Origin of the sequence: Nocardia sp. NPDC058658 (genome assembly GCF_042716665.1) — a bacterium.
In the GTDB taxonomy this organism is placed as follows: domain Bacteria; phylum Actinomycetota; class Actinomycetes; order Mycobacteriales; family Mycobacteriaceae; genus Nocardia.
Genome location: NZ_JBHXRR010000001.1, coordinates 67,705 through 81,337 on the forward strand (window position 1 = coordinate 67,705; position 13,633 = coordinate 81,337).

17 protein-coding genes are annotated in these 13,633 nt (G+C 65.7%); 9 read left to right on the top strand and 8 right to left on the bottom strand.

Annotated features, from left to right (window positions below; translation table 11 throughout):
- Window positions 1-36: 36 nt before the first annotated feature.
- Window positions 37-477, top strand: a complete 441-nt coding sequence (locus ACFWUP_RS00385; protein ID WP_379229477.1) for a MarR family winged helix-turn-helix transcriptional regulator — start codon at window positions 37-39, stop codon at window positions 475-477.
- 89 nt (window positions 478-566) lie between these two features.
- Here the strand turns inward: ACFWUP_RS00385 and ACFWUP_RS00390 are convergent, their stop codons facing one another.
- Window positions 567-821 (bottom strand): hypothetical protein, encoded by a 255-nt coding sequence (locus ACFWUP_RS00390; protein ID WP_379229478.1) that lies wholly within the window; start codon window positions 819-821, stop codon window positions 567-569.
- A gap of 361 nt (window positions 822-1,182) precedes the next feature.
- Between ACFWUP_RS00390 and ACFWUP_RS00395 the strand changes: the two genes are divergently transcribed.
- Window positions 1,183-2,547, top strand: a complete 1,365-nt coding sequence (locus ACFWUP_RS00395; RefSeq protein ID WP_379229479.1) for a hypothetical protein — start codon at window positions 1,183-1,185, stop codon at window positions 2,545-2,547.
- Here ACFWUP_RS00395 and ACFWUP_RS00400 read toward each other — a convergent pair.
- Both ACFWUP_RS00400 and ACFWUP_RS00405 read right to left on the bottom strand, forming a co-directional pair.
- The gene (locus ACFWUP_RS00400) at window positions 2,523-3,056 is read right to left on the bottom strand and encodes an NUDIX hydrolase (RefSeq protein WP_379229480.1); all 534 of its coding nucleotides are present in this window, start codon (window positions 3,054-3,056) and stop codon (window positions 2,523-2,525) included. The two genes, ACFWUP_RS00395 and ACFWUP_RS00400, sit on opposite strands and share 25 nt — an antisense overlap.
- Window positions 3,053-3,370 carry a hypothetical protein gene (locus ACFWUP_RS00405; RefSeq protein ID WP_379229481.1) on the bottom strand — a complete coding sequence of 106 codons (318 nt, stop codon included), beginning with the start codon at window positions 3,368-3,370 and terminating at the stop codon, window positions 3,053-3,055. Before ACFWUP_RS00405 ends, ACFWUP_RS00400 begins: the two co-directional genes overlap by 4 nt.
- Before the next feature lies 1 nt (window position 3,371).
- Between ACFWUP_RS00405 and ACFWUP_RS00410 the strand changes: the two genes are divergently transcribed.
- On the top strand, window positions 3,372-3,557 hold the full coding sequence (locus ACFWUP_RS00410) for a hypothetical protein (protein ID WP_379229482.1): 186 nt from the start codon (window positions 3,372-3,374) through the stop codon (window positions 3,555-3,557).
- 28 nt (window positions 3,558-3,585) lie between these two features.
- Here the strand turns inward: ACFWUP_RS00410 and ACFWUP_RS00415 are convergent, their stop codons facing one another.
- Window positions 3,586-4,299 (bottom strand): class I SAM-dependent methyltransferase, encoded by a 714-nt coding sequence (locus tag ACFWUP_RS00415; RefSeq protein ID WP_379229483.1) that lies wholly within the window; start codon window positions 4,297-4,299, stop codon window positions 3,586-3,588.
- Window positions 4,300-4,650: 351 nt separating this feature from the next.
- On the opposite strand from ACFWUP_RS00415, the gene ACFWUP_RS00420 reads away from it, so the two are divergent.
- On the top strand, window positions 4,651-5,109 hold the full coding sequence (locus ACFWUP_RS00420; protein WP_379229484.1) for a hypothetical protein: 459 nt from the start codon (window positions 4,651-4,653) through the stop codon (window positions 5,107-5,109).
- A gap of 479 nt (window positions 5,110-5,588) precedes the next feature.
- On the opposite strand, the gene ACFWUP_RS00425 is transcribed toward ACFWUP_RS00420, so the two are convergent.
- On the bottom strand, window positions 5,589-6,710 hold the full coding sequence (locus tag ACFWUP_RS00425) for an acyl-CoA dehydrogenase family protein (protein ID WP_379229485.1): 1,122 nt from the start codon (window positions 6,708-6,710) through the stop codon (window positions 5,589-5,591).
- 90 nt (window positions 6,711-6,800) lie between these two features.
- On the opposite strand from ACFWUP_RS00425, the gene ACFWUP_RS00430 reads away from it, so the two are divergent.
- Window positions 6,801-7,499 carry a winged helix-turn-helix transcriptional regulator gene (locus ACFWUP_RS00430; protein ID WP_379229486.1) on the top strand — a complete coding sequence of 233 codons (699 nt, stop codon included), beginning with the start codon at window positions 6,801-6,803 and terminating at the stop codon, window positions 7,497-7,499.
- A gap of 3 nt (window positions 7,500-7,502) precedes the next feature.
- Here the strand turns inward: ACFWUP_RS00430 and ACFWUP_RS00435 are convergent, their stop codons facing one another.
- Entirely contained in the window at window positions 7,503-7,832 is a 330-nt protein-coding gene (locus ACFWUP_RS00435; protein ID WP_379229487.1) for a hypothetical protein, read from the bottom strand.
- Between the two features lie 334 nt (window positions 7,833-8,166).
- On the opposite strand from ACFWUP_RS00435, the gene ACFWUP_RS00440 reads away from it, so the two are divergent.
- The gene (locus ACFWUP_RS00440; protein WP_379229488.1) at window positions 8,167-8,406 is read left to right on the top strand and encodes a hypothetical protein; all 240 of its coding nucleotides are present in this window, start codon (window positions 8,167-8,169) and stop codon (window positions 8,404-8,406) included.
- A 76-nt stretch (window positions 8,407-8,482) separates the two neighbouring features.
- Entirely contained in the window at window positions 8,483-9,682 is a 1,200-nt protein-coding gene (locus ACFWUP_RS00445; RefSeq protein ID WP_379229489.1) for a site-specific integrase, read from the top strand.
- Between the two features lies 1 nt (window position 9,683).
- Here ACFWUP_RS00445 and ACFWUP_RS00450 read toward each other — a convergent pair whose 3' ends face one another.
- Window positions 9,684-10,166: a nitroreductase family deazaflavin-dependent oxidoreductase gene (locus ACFWUP_RS00450; RefSeq protein ID WP_379229490.1), complete on the bottom strand. Its 483-nt coding sequence runs from the start codon at window positions 10,164-10,166 to the stop codon at window positions 9,684-9,686.
- Window positions 10,167-10,494: 328 nt separating this feature from the next.
- On the opposite strand from ACFWUP_RS00450, the gene ACFWUP_RS00455 reads away from it, so the two are divergent.
- Window positions 10,495-11,817, top strand: coding sequence for a family 1 glycosylhydrolase (locus ACFWUP_RS00455; protein WP_379229491.1), 1,323 nt, complete (start codon window positions 10,495-10,497; stop codon window positions 11,815-11,817).
- A gap of 38 nt (window positions 11,818-11,855) precedes the next feature.
- On the top strand, window positions 11,856-12,578 hold the full coding sequence (locus ACFWUP_RS00460) for a TetR/AcrR family transcriptional regulator (RefSeq protein ID WP_379229492.1): 723 nt from the start codon (window positions 11,856-11,858) through the stop codon (window positions 12,576-12,578).
- Between the two features lie 12 nt (window positions 12,579-12,590).
- Here the strand turns inward: ACFWUP_RS00460 and ACFWUP_RS00465 are convergent, their stop codons facing one another.
- A complete protein-coding gene (locus ACFWUP_RS00465; RefSeq protein ID WP_379229493.1) occupies window positions 12,591-13,589 on the bottom strand; it encodes a diiron oxygenase in 999 nt (332 codons plus the stop codon).
- Window positions 13,590-13,633 lie beyond the last annotated feature (44 nt).

Below are 13,633 nucleotides of genomic sequence, written 5' to 3' on the forward strand. Positions count from 1 at the left end.
ATTCATTGGTCACGCCAACGATGTAGTGTGACTGTCGTGGAACAGACCCCCGCACGCCTCACCGCCAAGCCGAGCTGGCTACTCACCCAGCTGGCAGTACACGCCCACCGGTTGGCATCCGACGGGTTCGGCGAGGTCGGCGCGCGCGGCTACCACTACCGCATCCTGGCCGCCCTGGCCGAGTTCGGCCCAGCCAGCCAGACCGAACTCGGCCGCCGATGCAACATGGACCGCAGCGACGTCGTGGCAGCGATCAACGAACTGGCCGAAGGGGGTTTCGTCGAACGAACACCGGACCCCCAGGACCGACGACGCAACACAGTGACTCTGACCAAGTCCGGCGTCCGGCAACTACAACACCTGGACCGAGCGCTCGACAAAGTGCAGGGCGACCTACTCGAACCACTTCCGGCCGAGGACAGACGAACACTCACCGATCTACTCACCCGACTGCTCTCCCACCACCAACAGGGATGAGCAACACCGACCTTCGGCAAGGTGCCCCGATGTGGCCGCGACGATCACGAACCTGACGATTTCCGCCGGGTTCGTCACCGAATCTTCGATCACAGCTCGAGCGGTTCCAAGGCGTTGATACCTCGCAGCGTCGGCCACCACCGGTCTGAGCGCGGCCCGTGCCGACGACGGATCATCCCTTTCCCATGGAGCTGGGCTAGGTACTGCTCCGTGCGAGGCTCGTTGTGCTGCAAGGCTTTTGCGAGCTCTTCGGTACTGCATCCTGCGATGGGCTTGTCCCACAAAGCAACAGCGGCGAGTACCAAACGCTCGCATTTCGTCAATTCCGAGGAGTTGTCGTTCATCGTCGGCCTCCGACTTGCCGCGCACGTTCGTCGAGCACCATTCGCTTCTGCTCCACCAATGTGTTTCGGGCACGTCGCCGCGCCCGGCAGGTGTCGACTTCACACTCCAAGTGGACCTGCATCACTTTGTGAGCATTCTCTGCTGTGAGCGGGCCAGGGTCGCGGTTGCAGAACAAGAGGACGTTCATCGTGGTGACCCCTGTAGGTAGATCAATCGCCCCGCGTTTGCGGGGGTCGAAACCAAGCACACCGTGACGGCTGTTTCCTCGAAAGACGCGCGTAGCGGGCGCATGTGTGCAGAGGGGGTGTGCACAGGAGGCAATACGTAGCCGCGAGATTCGTCCCATGCCACACTCCAATCATGGGACGCAAGCCGAAGCAGCCCAACCGCCAGCTGCAGGATCTGGTCGAGGAAACGGGTGTGCTGAGAAAGAGCCTGGCCCGCCGCGTAGTCGATCGGGGTCGGGCCGTCGGTGTAGACCTCGCATACGACCACACATCCGTCGGCCGGTGGCTCGCCGGTGAGCAACCCACTGCCCCTGTGCCGTCGCTCATCGCTGAGGTGATGGGTGAGTTGACCGGTCGACGCATCACGCCAGCCGACTGCGGGATGATCGGATCCGATTCAGCCGACCTCGGTCTGGAGTTCTCGTTGTCGCTCGCGGAAGCAACCGCAGCCGCGACCGCCCTGTGGCGTAGCGATGTCGAGTGCAGGCGATTCCTGCGGGATTCTGCCTACGCAGTGGCGGTCTACCCGGCTGCTTCGATGCGGTGGCTGACGTTGCCCGGACCTGAACGCCCGGCGTCCTCGACCGGATTCCGGAGAGTCGGCCAAGCCGACGTCGACGCGGTCAGGACAATGACTACCGCGTTCGTCGAGCTGGACAACCGGGTCGGCGGTGGACGTGTTCGCTCCACCGTGGTGCATTACCTGCACACATCGGTTGCGCCGATGCTGCACGGGACCTACACCGAAGAGGTGGGGCGCCGACTCTACGCAGCGTCAGCCGAGTTGACCAAGCTTGCGGGGTGGGCGGCCTACGACCTCGAGGAGCACGGACTCGCCCAGCGCTACCTGATTCAGGCGCTTCGTCAGGCTCGGGCCGCTGGAGATGCCGCGCTCAGCGCGGAGATTCTCGGCGCCATGTCGCACCAGGCGGTTTACGTCGGCCGTGCAGGCGATGCAGTGGATCTGGCGCGAGCGGCTCAGATCGCCGCTCGCACTGCGGGATCGCCGATGCTGGAGGCTGGGTGCCTGATGGTCGAAGCGCATGGTCACGCCGCCCGCTCCGATCGGTCGACCTGCGCCACCACTCTCGTGTCCGCCGAACGGGCATTCGCCCGCACAGACACGCATCGACCGAGGTGGCTGAGCTACCTCGACACGGCGTACATGTCGGCCAAGGCAGCGCACTGTTTCCGAGACCTGGGTGACCACAAACGCGCATCCGGCCTGGCGTTCGATTCGCTGAACATGAGCGACGGCTACCAGCGTGGACGCACGTTCAATCTGTGCCTACTCGCGTCTTGTCTCGCAGGCGACGACCCTCGCGCAGCAGCCGAGATCGGCGAGCAGGCGCTCACCCTGTCCGTCGAGGTCGAGTCGAGGCGGACCGTCGCGTACCTGCGTGACGTCCGCGCCCGACTCGCGGCCCACGACACAATCCCCGAAGTGGCGGAGTTCCGTCGACGGGTCATGACTCAGACGAGCGCCAGCGCTCGGTAGATCCCGACTACTGTCGCGGCGCCGATGATCTCACCGCGCCCGATCATCGCCTCGGCCTCGCCGAGTGAGAACCACCGGACCTCCTCTGCTTCGTTGATGTCGGGCACCGAACCGGTCGACGTCGCCCCGCGGGCGAGATAGATCTCCTGCGGCTGGTCGAGCGTGCCGATCGCAGGCTGATAGGTGACGAGATGTTCCATCGACGTCGGCCGCCAGCCGGTTTCTTCTTCCACCTCACGGGCCGCCGCCACGGCGACATCCTCCGCATTATCGACGTAGCCGCCGGGCACCTCCCACACCCACTGATCGATGATGAATCGGTGTCGGCGCATGAGCAATACCTGATGAGAGTCGTTGAGTACCAACGTCATCGCACACCTCGGCATCTTCGCCACGTACTGCGTGAACCTCACCCCATCAGGAAGTTCGATGTCGACGGTCTTGAGTTGGATATGGCGGTTCTCGTCCACCAGGTGCTCGCCGAGGATCTTCCACTGCGTGTCGCTCACACCATCGACGGTAGCCTCTCCGCCTGTCCGCGCGCACAGAGAACGGCCGTCAGGAAGTGCCTATGGCGCCGGGCGGTCCCCCGGTAGGCCCCGAAGACGCTGACCCGTTCGCGGTCCACGTCGACGAACTCCTCGGGATAGGGCGCGACGTCGTACTCGACGGACACGGCGCCCCACACGTTCACAAGCATGGTTTTCGGATCAGGAACCGCGCCGCCGACCCCCAGTGGCATGCCCGCGCTCACGCGTGCCGTGAACGACCGATCCAGCAGGCCGGCGAGCACCCACCATCGGAATCCGCGAAGGACGACCATCGTGCAAACAATCGCCGCACGCACCGGCCATCCCCACGACCACATCACGTTCGCCCTCATCGACCTGCCGCTGGCCGTGGTCAGACCCCACCTCCTCCAGGACAAAACGCCACCGGCACGGGCAACTGAATTGGTCACCGAACTCGCGGAATCGCTTCTCGCGATCACTCGTTCCAACGGTGCCTGATCACCGCCGCTACCGCCGGGAGGTCAATTCAGCGGCCGATCCGGCACACCAGCATTTCGTCCCCGCCGATCTGGAACTCATAGTCCACCTTCATGATTCGACTCCGGATACCCCACCGCGACAACTCGTCCATCAGCTCCTCGAGCCGCGGGTACCGCACCGAAGAACCGACCGGCATCAACGGAAACAGGCGGACCTCGGCTACGGCGACACGGGTTAACTCGGTGATCGCTTGGAGGTGGAAGTCGTAGTCGAGGTCGTCGGCGTAGCTGAACAGCAGGTGTGAACTCAGGACGAGGTCGAAGCTGTTGTCGGGGAACGGGAGTGCGGGGAGTCGAGCCGGGATGTAGTGCTGCGGGGAGGTGCGGGTGTGGGCGACGAACTGTTGTGCGGACCGGTGACGGGCGCGCTGGTGGTCGTCCGGGTCGGCGAAGAATGTCCAGCGGTAGGCATCCGCGCGCTCACGGATATATCTGTTGCCTCGGTCCGCTTCGGCCACCGCGGTCGCAGCAACGCGTTCGAGTCCGTCGTCGAAATAGGCGATGTCGCAAGCAGTTACGTCGCCACCTCGACCGCTCACCTCAGCGGTGAACCCCGCCGCACCACCCGGACAGTCCAGAATTCTGCGCCCGAGGTCGTCTTCGGTGAGCGCGAACATCGCCTGATACTCGGCGAGTGAGCGGGAGCTGACGAGAATCTCGCCCAGCCCGCCGGTACCCGTTGACGTGTGGTTGTCGACCATGATCGTCCTTCCATTCCGGGACCACCCGCAGGGCCGGAACAGATGTCGTCACAACAGACCTGGCCACCCCAGAGGCGGCCGTGCACAACTCGGTCAGCCGCTGGTCAGCGGCCACCACAACTGCGCGAAGATCATCACCCGGCGATTGAACCACGTTGACATACCCTCGGTCATGCGAAATTCACCGCCATAGCGGATCATATGGCGGTGAATCAAGATCTATTGAGGGCTCGGGCGGCGGAATTCGCCGGCAAACTCGAGGTACGGACACCGCGGGTGAAGGTGACGCGACTGCCGCGGTGCTGGTTTCCGGACGGAGTAGGGACGCGGGCGCTGGTGTGGCGCCCGGTCGTGACCATCGGTGCCGGATATGACGACCTGACCGAAGCCGAACAGGATTGCGCGCTCGCGGCCGCGGTGGCTCGAGCGGAGATGGTCCGGGCATCGATGTGGAAGTACGTCGTCGCCTTCGTCGTGCTCAGCGCGCCCGTTTTCGCGCTGGAGTGCGCCCTGTTCGAACTGTCTGTCTCGATTGTTCCGAACCTGACCATCGTCATCTCCCTGTACACGGTCGGCTATCTCGCGAGCATGGCAGCCTGGTGGCGCCGCGTCGTCTACCGCGCGGACGCACGCCTCGCGACGGTAATGGGACGTGAATTCCTCAATCCGCTGTTCGACCTCGAACGACGTGCCCGCTATCAGCGCAGGGGCCTGTTCGGCGCGTACTGGAGCCTGTCCACACCTGAGGAAACCCGCCGCGAACAGGCCATTTCCTACTTGACCAAGCCCTCCGCTCTGGCGGCTGCCTGAAATGTCGACCGACGAACTGGCCGCCGATCCAGCGGAACGTCAGATCGCGCGGTGCGAGTGTCCGTGCTGCAACAAGCCGATCGAGCGGACCTGGAACATGATCACTCGCGACGGGAGTGGCTATGCGGCGTATTTCGCCAACAGCTACCACCACGCGGATCAAGACCATGACACCTGGATCGACGTGATCCTCGGGACCTGGGATTCCGGCAGTGCTGATGACCATGTGACTTTCGGATGTCGGGTCGGGCCGGTGCAGAACAATCCGCTCCCTGCGGCGACCCTTGTTCAGGCGTGCCTGGACGGATCTGCCGGTGAACTCCACGGCGTGGTGCTCTCGCGTGAGGACGGGCTGGCCCATCCTCGTCTGGCGGTGACGGTCGGGTCGTTGACTTCGTGTTGGCCAACGACCCGACCGTCACCGCCCACCTGTACAGGTAAGCCGGCGGGGCCATCCGTAGACGATGGCCCCGCTGAGCTCAGTCGAGGGGGTTGTGGCCCAACAGGACTCGGCCGGTGAAGTGGGTCTGTTTGGCCCGGGGCAGGGGGTGGAATTGGACGCCGTGGATGTCACGGTAGAGGCGTTCGAGGTCGCAGGTGCGGGAATAGCCTGCGCCGCCGGTGGTTTCGATGGCAAGGCGGATGGTGGTGATGAGGGCGTCGGCGGCGACGGTTTTGCGGCTGAGGGTGCGGGCGGCGTAGATGTCGGTGTTGGGGAAGGTCAGGTTCTCGGAGTCGGTGAACATCGCGGTGATGAGGTCGGTGGCGGTGGTGTAGGCGTTGAGCATTTCGCCTGCTGATTGGATGGTATGGGTTTCCGAGCGGCCCTCCAGCAAGTGCGCGGTGAGCTCGACGGCAGTGTCCGCGACACCGAGGTAGGTGGCCAGCACCAGCGGAAGTGCCGCGCCGATCACCACATTCAGCACCGGCGGCCACGGACCGGCCGGGCGGGTCAGCGAGATCGCGGCATCAGGGACGAACACGTCGTCGAGCACGACCGTGTGTGAACCGCTCGCCCGCAAACCGAACGAGTCCCAGGTCTTGTCGATGCTCACGCCGGGCGCGGACAGCGGGATCGCGAAATGCAGCACCTCACCGCCGAAACGGACACTGGTGACCAGCACGTCCCCCACCTCGCATCCGCTTGCGGGCGCCTTGCGCGCACTCACCCGATACCCACCCTCGACACGCTCGGCGTGCCCGTTGGAATCGACCCAGTCCGACGCGCCGGTGCTGACCAGAATCGCCCCGCCTGCCACCTTCGCGAACACCGCCGAGGCGTCCACCCCGTGGTTGTGCCGCCACACCTGCGCGGCCACCAGATGCGAATGCATCGCGAACGCCACCGCCGTCGACGGATCGTGCCTGCCGAGTTCGCGCAGGATCTCCCCCATCTCCCGATGCGAGGCACCCCCGCCGCCGAACTCGACCGGCACGAGCGCCGCCGAGAGCCCGCTCGACCGCAAACGGTCGAACGCGGCGACGGAGATCTCGCCGGTGCGGTCGCGCTCGGGAACCTCCGGGCGCAAGGTTTCACCGATCTCGCGGGCGAGGGAAACCCGGTCGGTGCTGGACGTGGTGTCAGAAAGTGTCGAAGTCATGTTTCGAAGGTAAGAAGCGCCGCGATAACCAGATAGTCCAGAAAGTGGACTCCCCCGGTCCAGAGAATGGACCCCGTCGGTGAGGTGACCATGACAACCACGATCGCAGGCTACGGCCAGTACTGCCCCATCTCGCGCGCACTCGACGTGCTCGGCGAACGGTGGTCGCTACTGATCCTGCGCGACCTTTTCGTCGGCACCACCCGGTTCAACGACCTCGCCCGCGGCCTACCGGGCCTGTCGCGCAGCCTGCTCGCCAAGCGCCTGCGCCAGTTCGAACGCGCCGGACTCATCGAGAAACTCGGCGCCGAACACCTGCTCACCGAAGCGGGCAGCCAACTCGAACCGATCCTGTTCGGCCTCGGCGAATGGGGCGCACGCTGGACCTTCGGCGCACCGCAGGAGGAGGAACTCGACGCGGCGCTGCTGGTGTGGTGGATGCATTCGCGCGTCGACACTTCGATGCTGCCCGGGCGCCGGCAGGTGTTGCAGGTGCGGTTCACCGACGATGTGCGCCGGTTCTGGATCGTGGTCGAGGCCGCGGTGCCGTCGGTGTGCGAGACCGACCCCGGTTATCCCGTCGACGTCACCATCAGCGCCGATGTCGCCGGGCTGTACGAGGTGTGGTTGGGGCGCATGCCGCTCACCCACGCGCAGCGCACGGGGCGGGTCACGTTCGTGGGTCCGCCCGCGCTCACCCGTCGCATGCCGGCTGTTCTCCAGCTCAGCCCGGTCGCCGGATATGTCGCCGAGGCGGCTCGACCGGAGACGGCAGCGCGCGCATCGTGAGAACTACTCGCCGGTGCGCACGGCGATCCGCATCGCCCAGTGATAAAACTGCGCGGGATCCCCCAGCTTCGCCCGTGCCGCAGGCCGCGCGAGAACGCCGTTCGCCGCGGACAGCAGGTCGTACAGGCCCAGATAGGTCCAATCCCACAGCATGCTGTCGAAGTTGTACGACAGCATCGCCCGCTCCACACGCCCACGGATCTCGACGATCTCCTCTGCCGACACCCCCGCTCGACGCAGACGTGTCTCGGTTCTGCGCTGATGTTCGTCGTCGAAGGAGGTGTCGAGGAACGGCTCGAGCAGGTCGCCCCAGATATCGGGATCGGCACGCACTTCGATCCTGTTGCGGCGGCAGAATTCGTCGAGTGCGGGTCTGTCCGCGGCGAGGACGAACAATGTCTCGCCGGTGACGGTGCGCAGCTGCGGCGGGATCGCGGAGGGTCGGCACAGGCGATCTCGGACACCGCGATCGCTCCGTCGGGATAGACCGTCGCGCCCGCGAAAGGATACGCGAAAAACCGGATGTCCGCGTCGGCGATATCCACTCGCATCGCTCCATCATGGCCCAGACCCGGCGTCATGAACTATATCGAACAAAACGTGGCGGTAATCACTACTTGCCGCGTCATGTTGGCAACCGCCGTAACCAAAACGTTAGGCTTCGACCATGGTACGTACCGGAGCAGCACCCTCAGAGCCGTACGAACCGAATGTTCCTGCGCCCCAACAGCATCCGGCACATCTCGAACTCGTCACCGAAACCCCCGTCACCGCCGCGGCGCCGACCGAGGAGGCCGACGACGCCTTCCCGCGCCTCGGCGACACCAGCTTCCTCACCGGAGCGGCCCGGCATCGGCTCGCCGCCTACATCCACACCCAGCTCGCCGAACTCGAAGAGATGCCCTGACACCACGCCGGTGAATTAAGCTGCGACGCCGGGCAATGATCGGCGGCAGAGGCGATTCACGCGAGGAGTGGCGAGCTTGAGCGACGCATCGGTCGTGCTTCCCGAACAGGTACGCACCGAACTGCGCCGTGGGGTGCGCAGCGTCCTCGTCGACACCGCCGCCCTGCGACTGGTCCGCGAACGCTTCGACGACAACCAGGCAGGCGCGTTGCGCCGCTACCTCGAAGCGTCCCAGTCGGCGAACACCCTGCGCGCCTATCGAACGGACTGGATCGCGTGGGCAGGCTGGTGTGCGGTGGAACAGCGGCAGGCGCTGCCCGCGGATCCACTCGACGTGGCGGTCTACCTGGCCGCCTCCGCTGACGCCCGACGCGAAAGCGGCGCATGGGCGTTCAGCCCGGCCACCCTGGATCGCAAGTCCGCCGCGATCGCCGCCGTTCACGCCGCCAACGGACTGCCCTCGCCCACACGCTCCGACGTGGTTCGGTTGACTCTGCGCGGCATCCGCCGCACCCGCCGCACCCCACCCACTCGCAAACGACCGGTACTGCTGCACACCCTCGACCAACTCCTCGCCGAACTTCCCGCACCCGAGTGGCCCACCGAACCCGCTCGCCGTCGAGACGCACTCGCACTGCTGGTCGGTTTCGCCGGCGCACTTCGGCGTAGCGAACTCGCGGGACTGCGCATCACCGACGTGCACGTGCGCACCGATCACACCACCGGCGAACCGCTGCTCGTCGTGCACCTGCCGACGACGAAAACCGATCCGACCGGCGTCGCCGAGCAGCGCATCGCCCTGCCTCGCGGCAAACATCCGCGCACCTGCCCGGTCTGCGCGTTCGCCGACTGGGTCCGGCTACTGGAAGTCCACGCCGACACAGGCGACGCGGGCGCACGATCCTGGGCGACCAACGACCTCGCCGACATCACGATTCACCGCTGCCACGGCTTCACCGGAACCCGGCTCAGCGCCGACGAGGACCGCCCACTGTTCCCCACGATCAACCGGCACGGTTCGATCGGTGCCACCGCGCTGTCCGGCCGAGCCGTGGCCGAACTGGTCAAGCGCTATGCCGCCAAGGCCGGCCTCGATCCCGATCTGTTCTCCGGGCACTCCCTGCGCGCCGGGTTCGCCACCCAAGCCGCACTCGGCGGCGCCAGCGACCGCGAGATCATGCGCCAGGGCCGCTGGGCCAACCCGCGTACCGTCCACGGCTACATCCGCACCGCGAATCCGCTCGAAGACAACGCGGTCACCAAACTCGGCCTGTAGATCAGGCGATGCGGTCGAGCCGGAAGATCCGGAACTCGCGACCGGCGGCGAGCTTGTACTCCATCTCGTACCCGGGCCAGAACTCGACGACCTGGTCCCACACGCGCTTGCGATCGACACCGGTGACTTCAGCGACGGACACCGGGAACGCGGAGCTGCCGTTGAAACGGGCCGTCGCGGTGCTCGCCGCGCGCAGGTTCGCCGACCACGCCGGATGCTGCGGCTTGCCCCAGTTCGAGCCGACGAGGTAGAAGCCGCCGCCGTCGGGCACACACAGCAGCGAGGTGGTGCGCGGCTGACCGGACTTGCGCCCGACCACCGTGATCTCGATCGACGGCAACCCGGCCAGATCGAGCACCCCACGCCGCCCGCCCGTGAGCCTGCGCAGCATCCGCTCGGCGGGCAGCACGACTCCTGCACCACGCATCGCCCAGGGTTGCACGGCGATCAGACGCGCGAGGCGCTGCGAGGGATTCCGAACCATCTCCGAATCCTGGCTCGAGTGAACCGGTTTCGCCCACTCACCACCGTGCGCTGAGAGAGAACTCACTCCCCTGCCGAGCGCGCCTGCGTGACGGACGACCCTTCCCGGTCTGTGCTGGTAAGCAGTTGTGTCGTGCGGACATGTTGGGAGTTGTGATGTGGGTGTGGTCGACTGAGCGGATACATGTTTAGATGCGCATATCTACGTAATTACATGTAATAGTTGTGACTGGTTCCAAGTCCGCCGCTCCGTTCCAATTCCCCCGCACAGTCACCGCGATGTCGCACACTGATCCCACTCCCCCTCTCCCCTAGCCGCCAGGAGCGCCATGCCCTCCCCCAGTGGTCGCCGCTTCCTCGCCACGGTCGCTCTGGCGGCTGCGGCGCTGCTCGCGACCAGCCACTCCCCTGCTCTTGCTCGACCACCGGCGCCGGTCCATGTGGCACCCCTAGGGCCCGAATTTCTCTGGGGCGTGGCAGCTTCCGGGTTTCAAGCCGAAGGTGATGCGCCGGACAGCAACTGGCGTCGCTACGCCGAATCCGGTTCCACCGCAGACCCGTATCTGAACTCGGTCGACTTCCGCAACCGCTACCGCTCCGATATCGCCCTGGCCGTGAAACTCGGTGTGCGCGTGTACCGCATCGGCATCGAGTGGGCGCGGGTGCAACCGCAGCCCGGCGTGTGGGACGAGGCGGCGCTCACGTTCTACGACGACGTGGTCAGCGCGATCACCGAGGCCGGGATGCGGCCGATGCTGACGCTCGATCACTGGGTGTATCCGGGCTGGGCGGCCGACCGGGGTGGGTGGCGTGATCCGGCGATCGTCGAAAACTGGCTGTCCAACGCCCGTCTCGTCGTCGACCGGTTCGCCGGCGTCGACCCGCTGTGGGTGACGTTCAACGAGCCGACGTTCTATCTGGTCAACGAGCTGCGCCACGGCGGGATCGGTGTCGCCGACGTCCTCTCCATGGGCGAACGAATCACCCAGGCGCACAACAGCATCTACGACTACATCCACGCCGTGCACCCGGGCGCGCAGGTGACCAGCAACGTCGCCTACATCCCCGGCGTCGACGACGCGATCAGCGGACCACTGCTCGACCGGATCTCGGCGCGCCTGGACTACATCGGCATCGACTACTACTACGGCCTGTCCCCCACCCAGCTCCAGATCCCCGATCCCGACAAACTCTGGACGATGCCACTGCAGCCCGAAGGGATCTACTACGCGCTCGACCACTACGCGCGAAAGTTCCCCGGTCGGCCCCTCTACATCGTCGAGAACGGCATCCCCACCGAGAACGGACGGCCCCGCGCCGACGGCTACACCCGAGCGGATTCGTTGCGTGACACCGTCTATTGGCTACAGCGCGCGGTCGCCGACGGCATCCCGCTGATGGGCTACAACTACTGGAGCCTCACCGACAACTACGAATGGGGCTCCTACACACCACGTTTCGGCCTCTACACCGTCGATGTGCTGACCGACCCGACGCTCACCCGCACGCCGACCGACGCGGTCGCGGCCTACCGGGCGATCACAACGACCGGCGGCGTGGCCCCCGACTACCGACCGACACGACCCGTGGCGCCGTGTTCGCTCGTCGACGGACTCACCAGTTGCACGAATCCGGTATCGGTGCCTCAGTAGCGGTTTGAAGCACCGTTGCTTGCTCTACACTCGGGCGGGTGTCCAGCGCAGCGTCACGCCCCTCCAACGCCGTGAGCGGCAGGCAGGCCCGGTGGCAGCCGCACAACGACAGCCGCCGCGAGCGGATCGTGCTGGCCGCGGTCGAGTTGATCGAGCTGGCGCCCGCCGGTGTCGAGGTGCCGATCGTGCAGATCGCCGAACACGCGGGTCTGGCGAAATCAGTGGTCTACCGGCAGTTCGCGGGTCGCGACGAGCTGGATCGCCGGGTCAGGAGCGAGATCGCCGACCGCTTCGTCGCCGACATCGAAGACGCGCTCGACATCGCCGAAGGTTCGATCCACCAGATCCTGGTGCGCACGATCGGCGGTGTCGTCACCTGGATCCAGGACCATCCGCGATTACGCGACTTCCTGCGGACCGGCCCGTCGGAAGCCGACCCCGATATCGATGCGATGAGCGCGCTCATCACCACCATCGCGGGGTCGACCAGAGCATTGGTCACCGGTTTGGCCGGGGTTGTCGGTGTCACCGACGAGGCCTCGGCCGACACGATGACTTTCGCCATCGTGTCGATGACCGAGGCCACCGTCACCCGGTGGGCCAACGACCCGAACCCCGCTCTGTCCAGGGATCAGCTGATCGAGGAGGTCGCCTCCTACGCCTGGCACGTGGTCGACGGTGTCGCCCGCCGCCACGGCCTGACGCTCAACCCCGATCAGCAGCTGACCGAGGTCATCACGCAGTTGCTCGCCGGCGCCTGAACCGGAGTCGGCTCACGCGACGCGACGCGCGCTGCGTTCGGGCTCGCTGCGATAGCGCGACACCGGCCCGTCGATTCCGAATTTCCGCCACAGCCACTTGGCGGTCGGGTTCATCAGACCGAGGTCGGTGGCCAGTTTGCGCATGTCGCCGAAGTAGCCGGACAGGATCTGCTGGGAATGATCCGACTTCCAGAACGCCTGCTCGATGACCTCGCGGGGAATATCGAACTCGCGCTCGAACGAACGCGGCGGTGCCATGATCTCGCCGGCCAGCCAGCGCATCGCGATCGGGAACGCCACCGAGCAGACGCCGCGATTGAACTTGCCCATCCGGCCGATGTGGGCGGTCAGGAAATCTCCGGCGAAGGAGATGTGGCGCGCCTCCTCGGCGATGTGGATCTGCATGGTGCGCAACACCATCGGCGGCAGCGACGCGCCCTCGCGGATCATCGCCTTCTGGTAGTGATCGATCGGTTCCTCACCACCGAGGATGCCGATGAACAGGATGGTGTGGGCGTAGCCGCCCGCGACGCCGATCAGCGGCGACAGTGCCCGGAACAGCGGCCGCATGCCGGGAACATCGACGTCGATCCGGTTGACCAGTTCCTGGAACATCTGGATGTGGTTGCACTCTTCGGTCATCTCGTGCAAGCAGTACCGGAACTCGGGCGAGCCGTTCGGCAGCTTCATGATGTATTGCATCATGCCGCGGATCAGCACGCTCTCGAAGGCGGCGCCGACCTTGATCGCGTTGGCGGTGCGCCACTTGCCGATCTCGATGCGCCGCTCGAGAGGTTGGTCGCGATACCACTGCGTCGCGCCGAGGGGGTCGATCTCCGGTGAGAGAACCCACCGCACATCGTTCGGGTCAAGGGCGAGCTCGGGCGAATCCCAGTCGATATCGAGGTAGGGATCGAAGTGACGGTCGACAGACCCCTGCGACAGGGTTGCCAACGCCTCTCGGTACTCCTCGGTGATGAGTCCGCCACGGCTCGATTCAGTCAGCGACATCGGTGCCTCCTCAGTTGCGCGTGACGATGTGCCCAGCACTGTTA

Coding starts and splice junctions, on each gene's coding strand:
- ACFWUP_RS00390 (WP_379229478.1), bottom strand. CDS start 821: ATGAACGACAACTCCTCGGAATTGACGAAATGCGAGCGTTTGGTACTC.
- ACFWUP_RS00395 (WP_379229479.1), top strand. CDS start 1,183: ATGGGACGCAAGCCGAAGCAGCCCAACCGCCAGCTGCAGGATCTGGTC.
- ACFWUP_RS00405 (WP_379229481.1), bottom strand. CDS start 3,370: ATGGTCGTCCTTCGCGGATTCCGATGGTGGGTGCTCGCCGGCCTGCTG.
- ACFWUP_RS00415 (WP_379229483.1), bottom strand. CDS start 4,299: ATGGTCGACAACCACACGTCAACGGGTACCGGCGGGCTGGGCGAGATT.
- ACFWUP_RS00425 (WP_379229485.1), bottom strand. CDS start 6,710: ATGACTTCGACACTTTCTGACACCACGTCCAGCACCGACCGGGTTTCC.
- ACFWUP_RS00430 (WP_379229486.1), top strand. CDS start 6,801: ATGACAACCACGATCGCAGGCTACGGCCAGTACTGCCCCATCTCGCGC.
- ACFWUP_RS00440 (WP_379229488.1), top strand. CDS start 8,167: ATGGTACGTACCGGAGCAGCACCCTCAGAGCCGTACGAACCGAATGTT.
- ACFWUP_RS00450 (WP_379229490.1), bottom strand. CDS start 10,166: ATGGTTCGGAATCCCTCGCAGCGCCTCGCGCGTCTGATCGCCGTGCAA.
- ACFWUP_RS00455 (WP_379229491.1), top strand. CDS start 10,495: ATGCCCTCCCCCAGTGGTCGCCGCTTCCTCGCCACGGTCGCTCTGGCG.
- ACFWUP_RS00465 (WP_379229493.1), bottom strand. CDS start 13,589: ATGTCGCTGACTGAATCGAGCCGTGGCGGACTCATCACCGAGGAGTAC.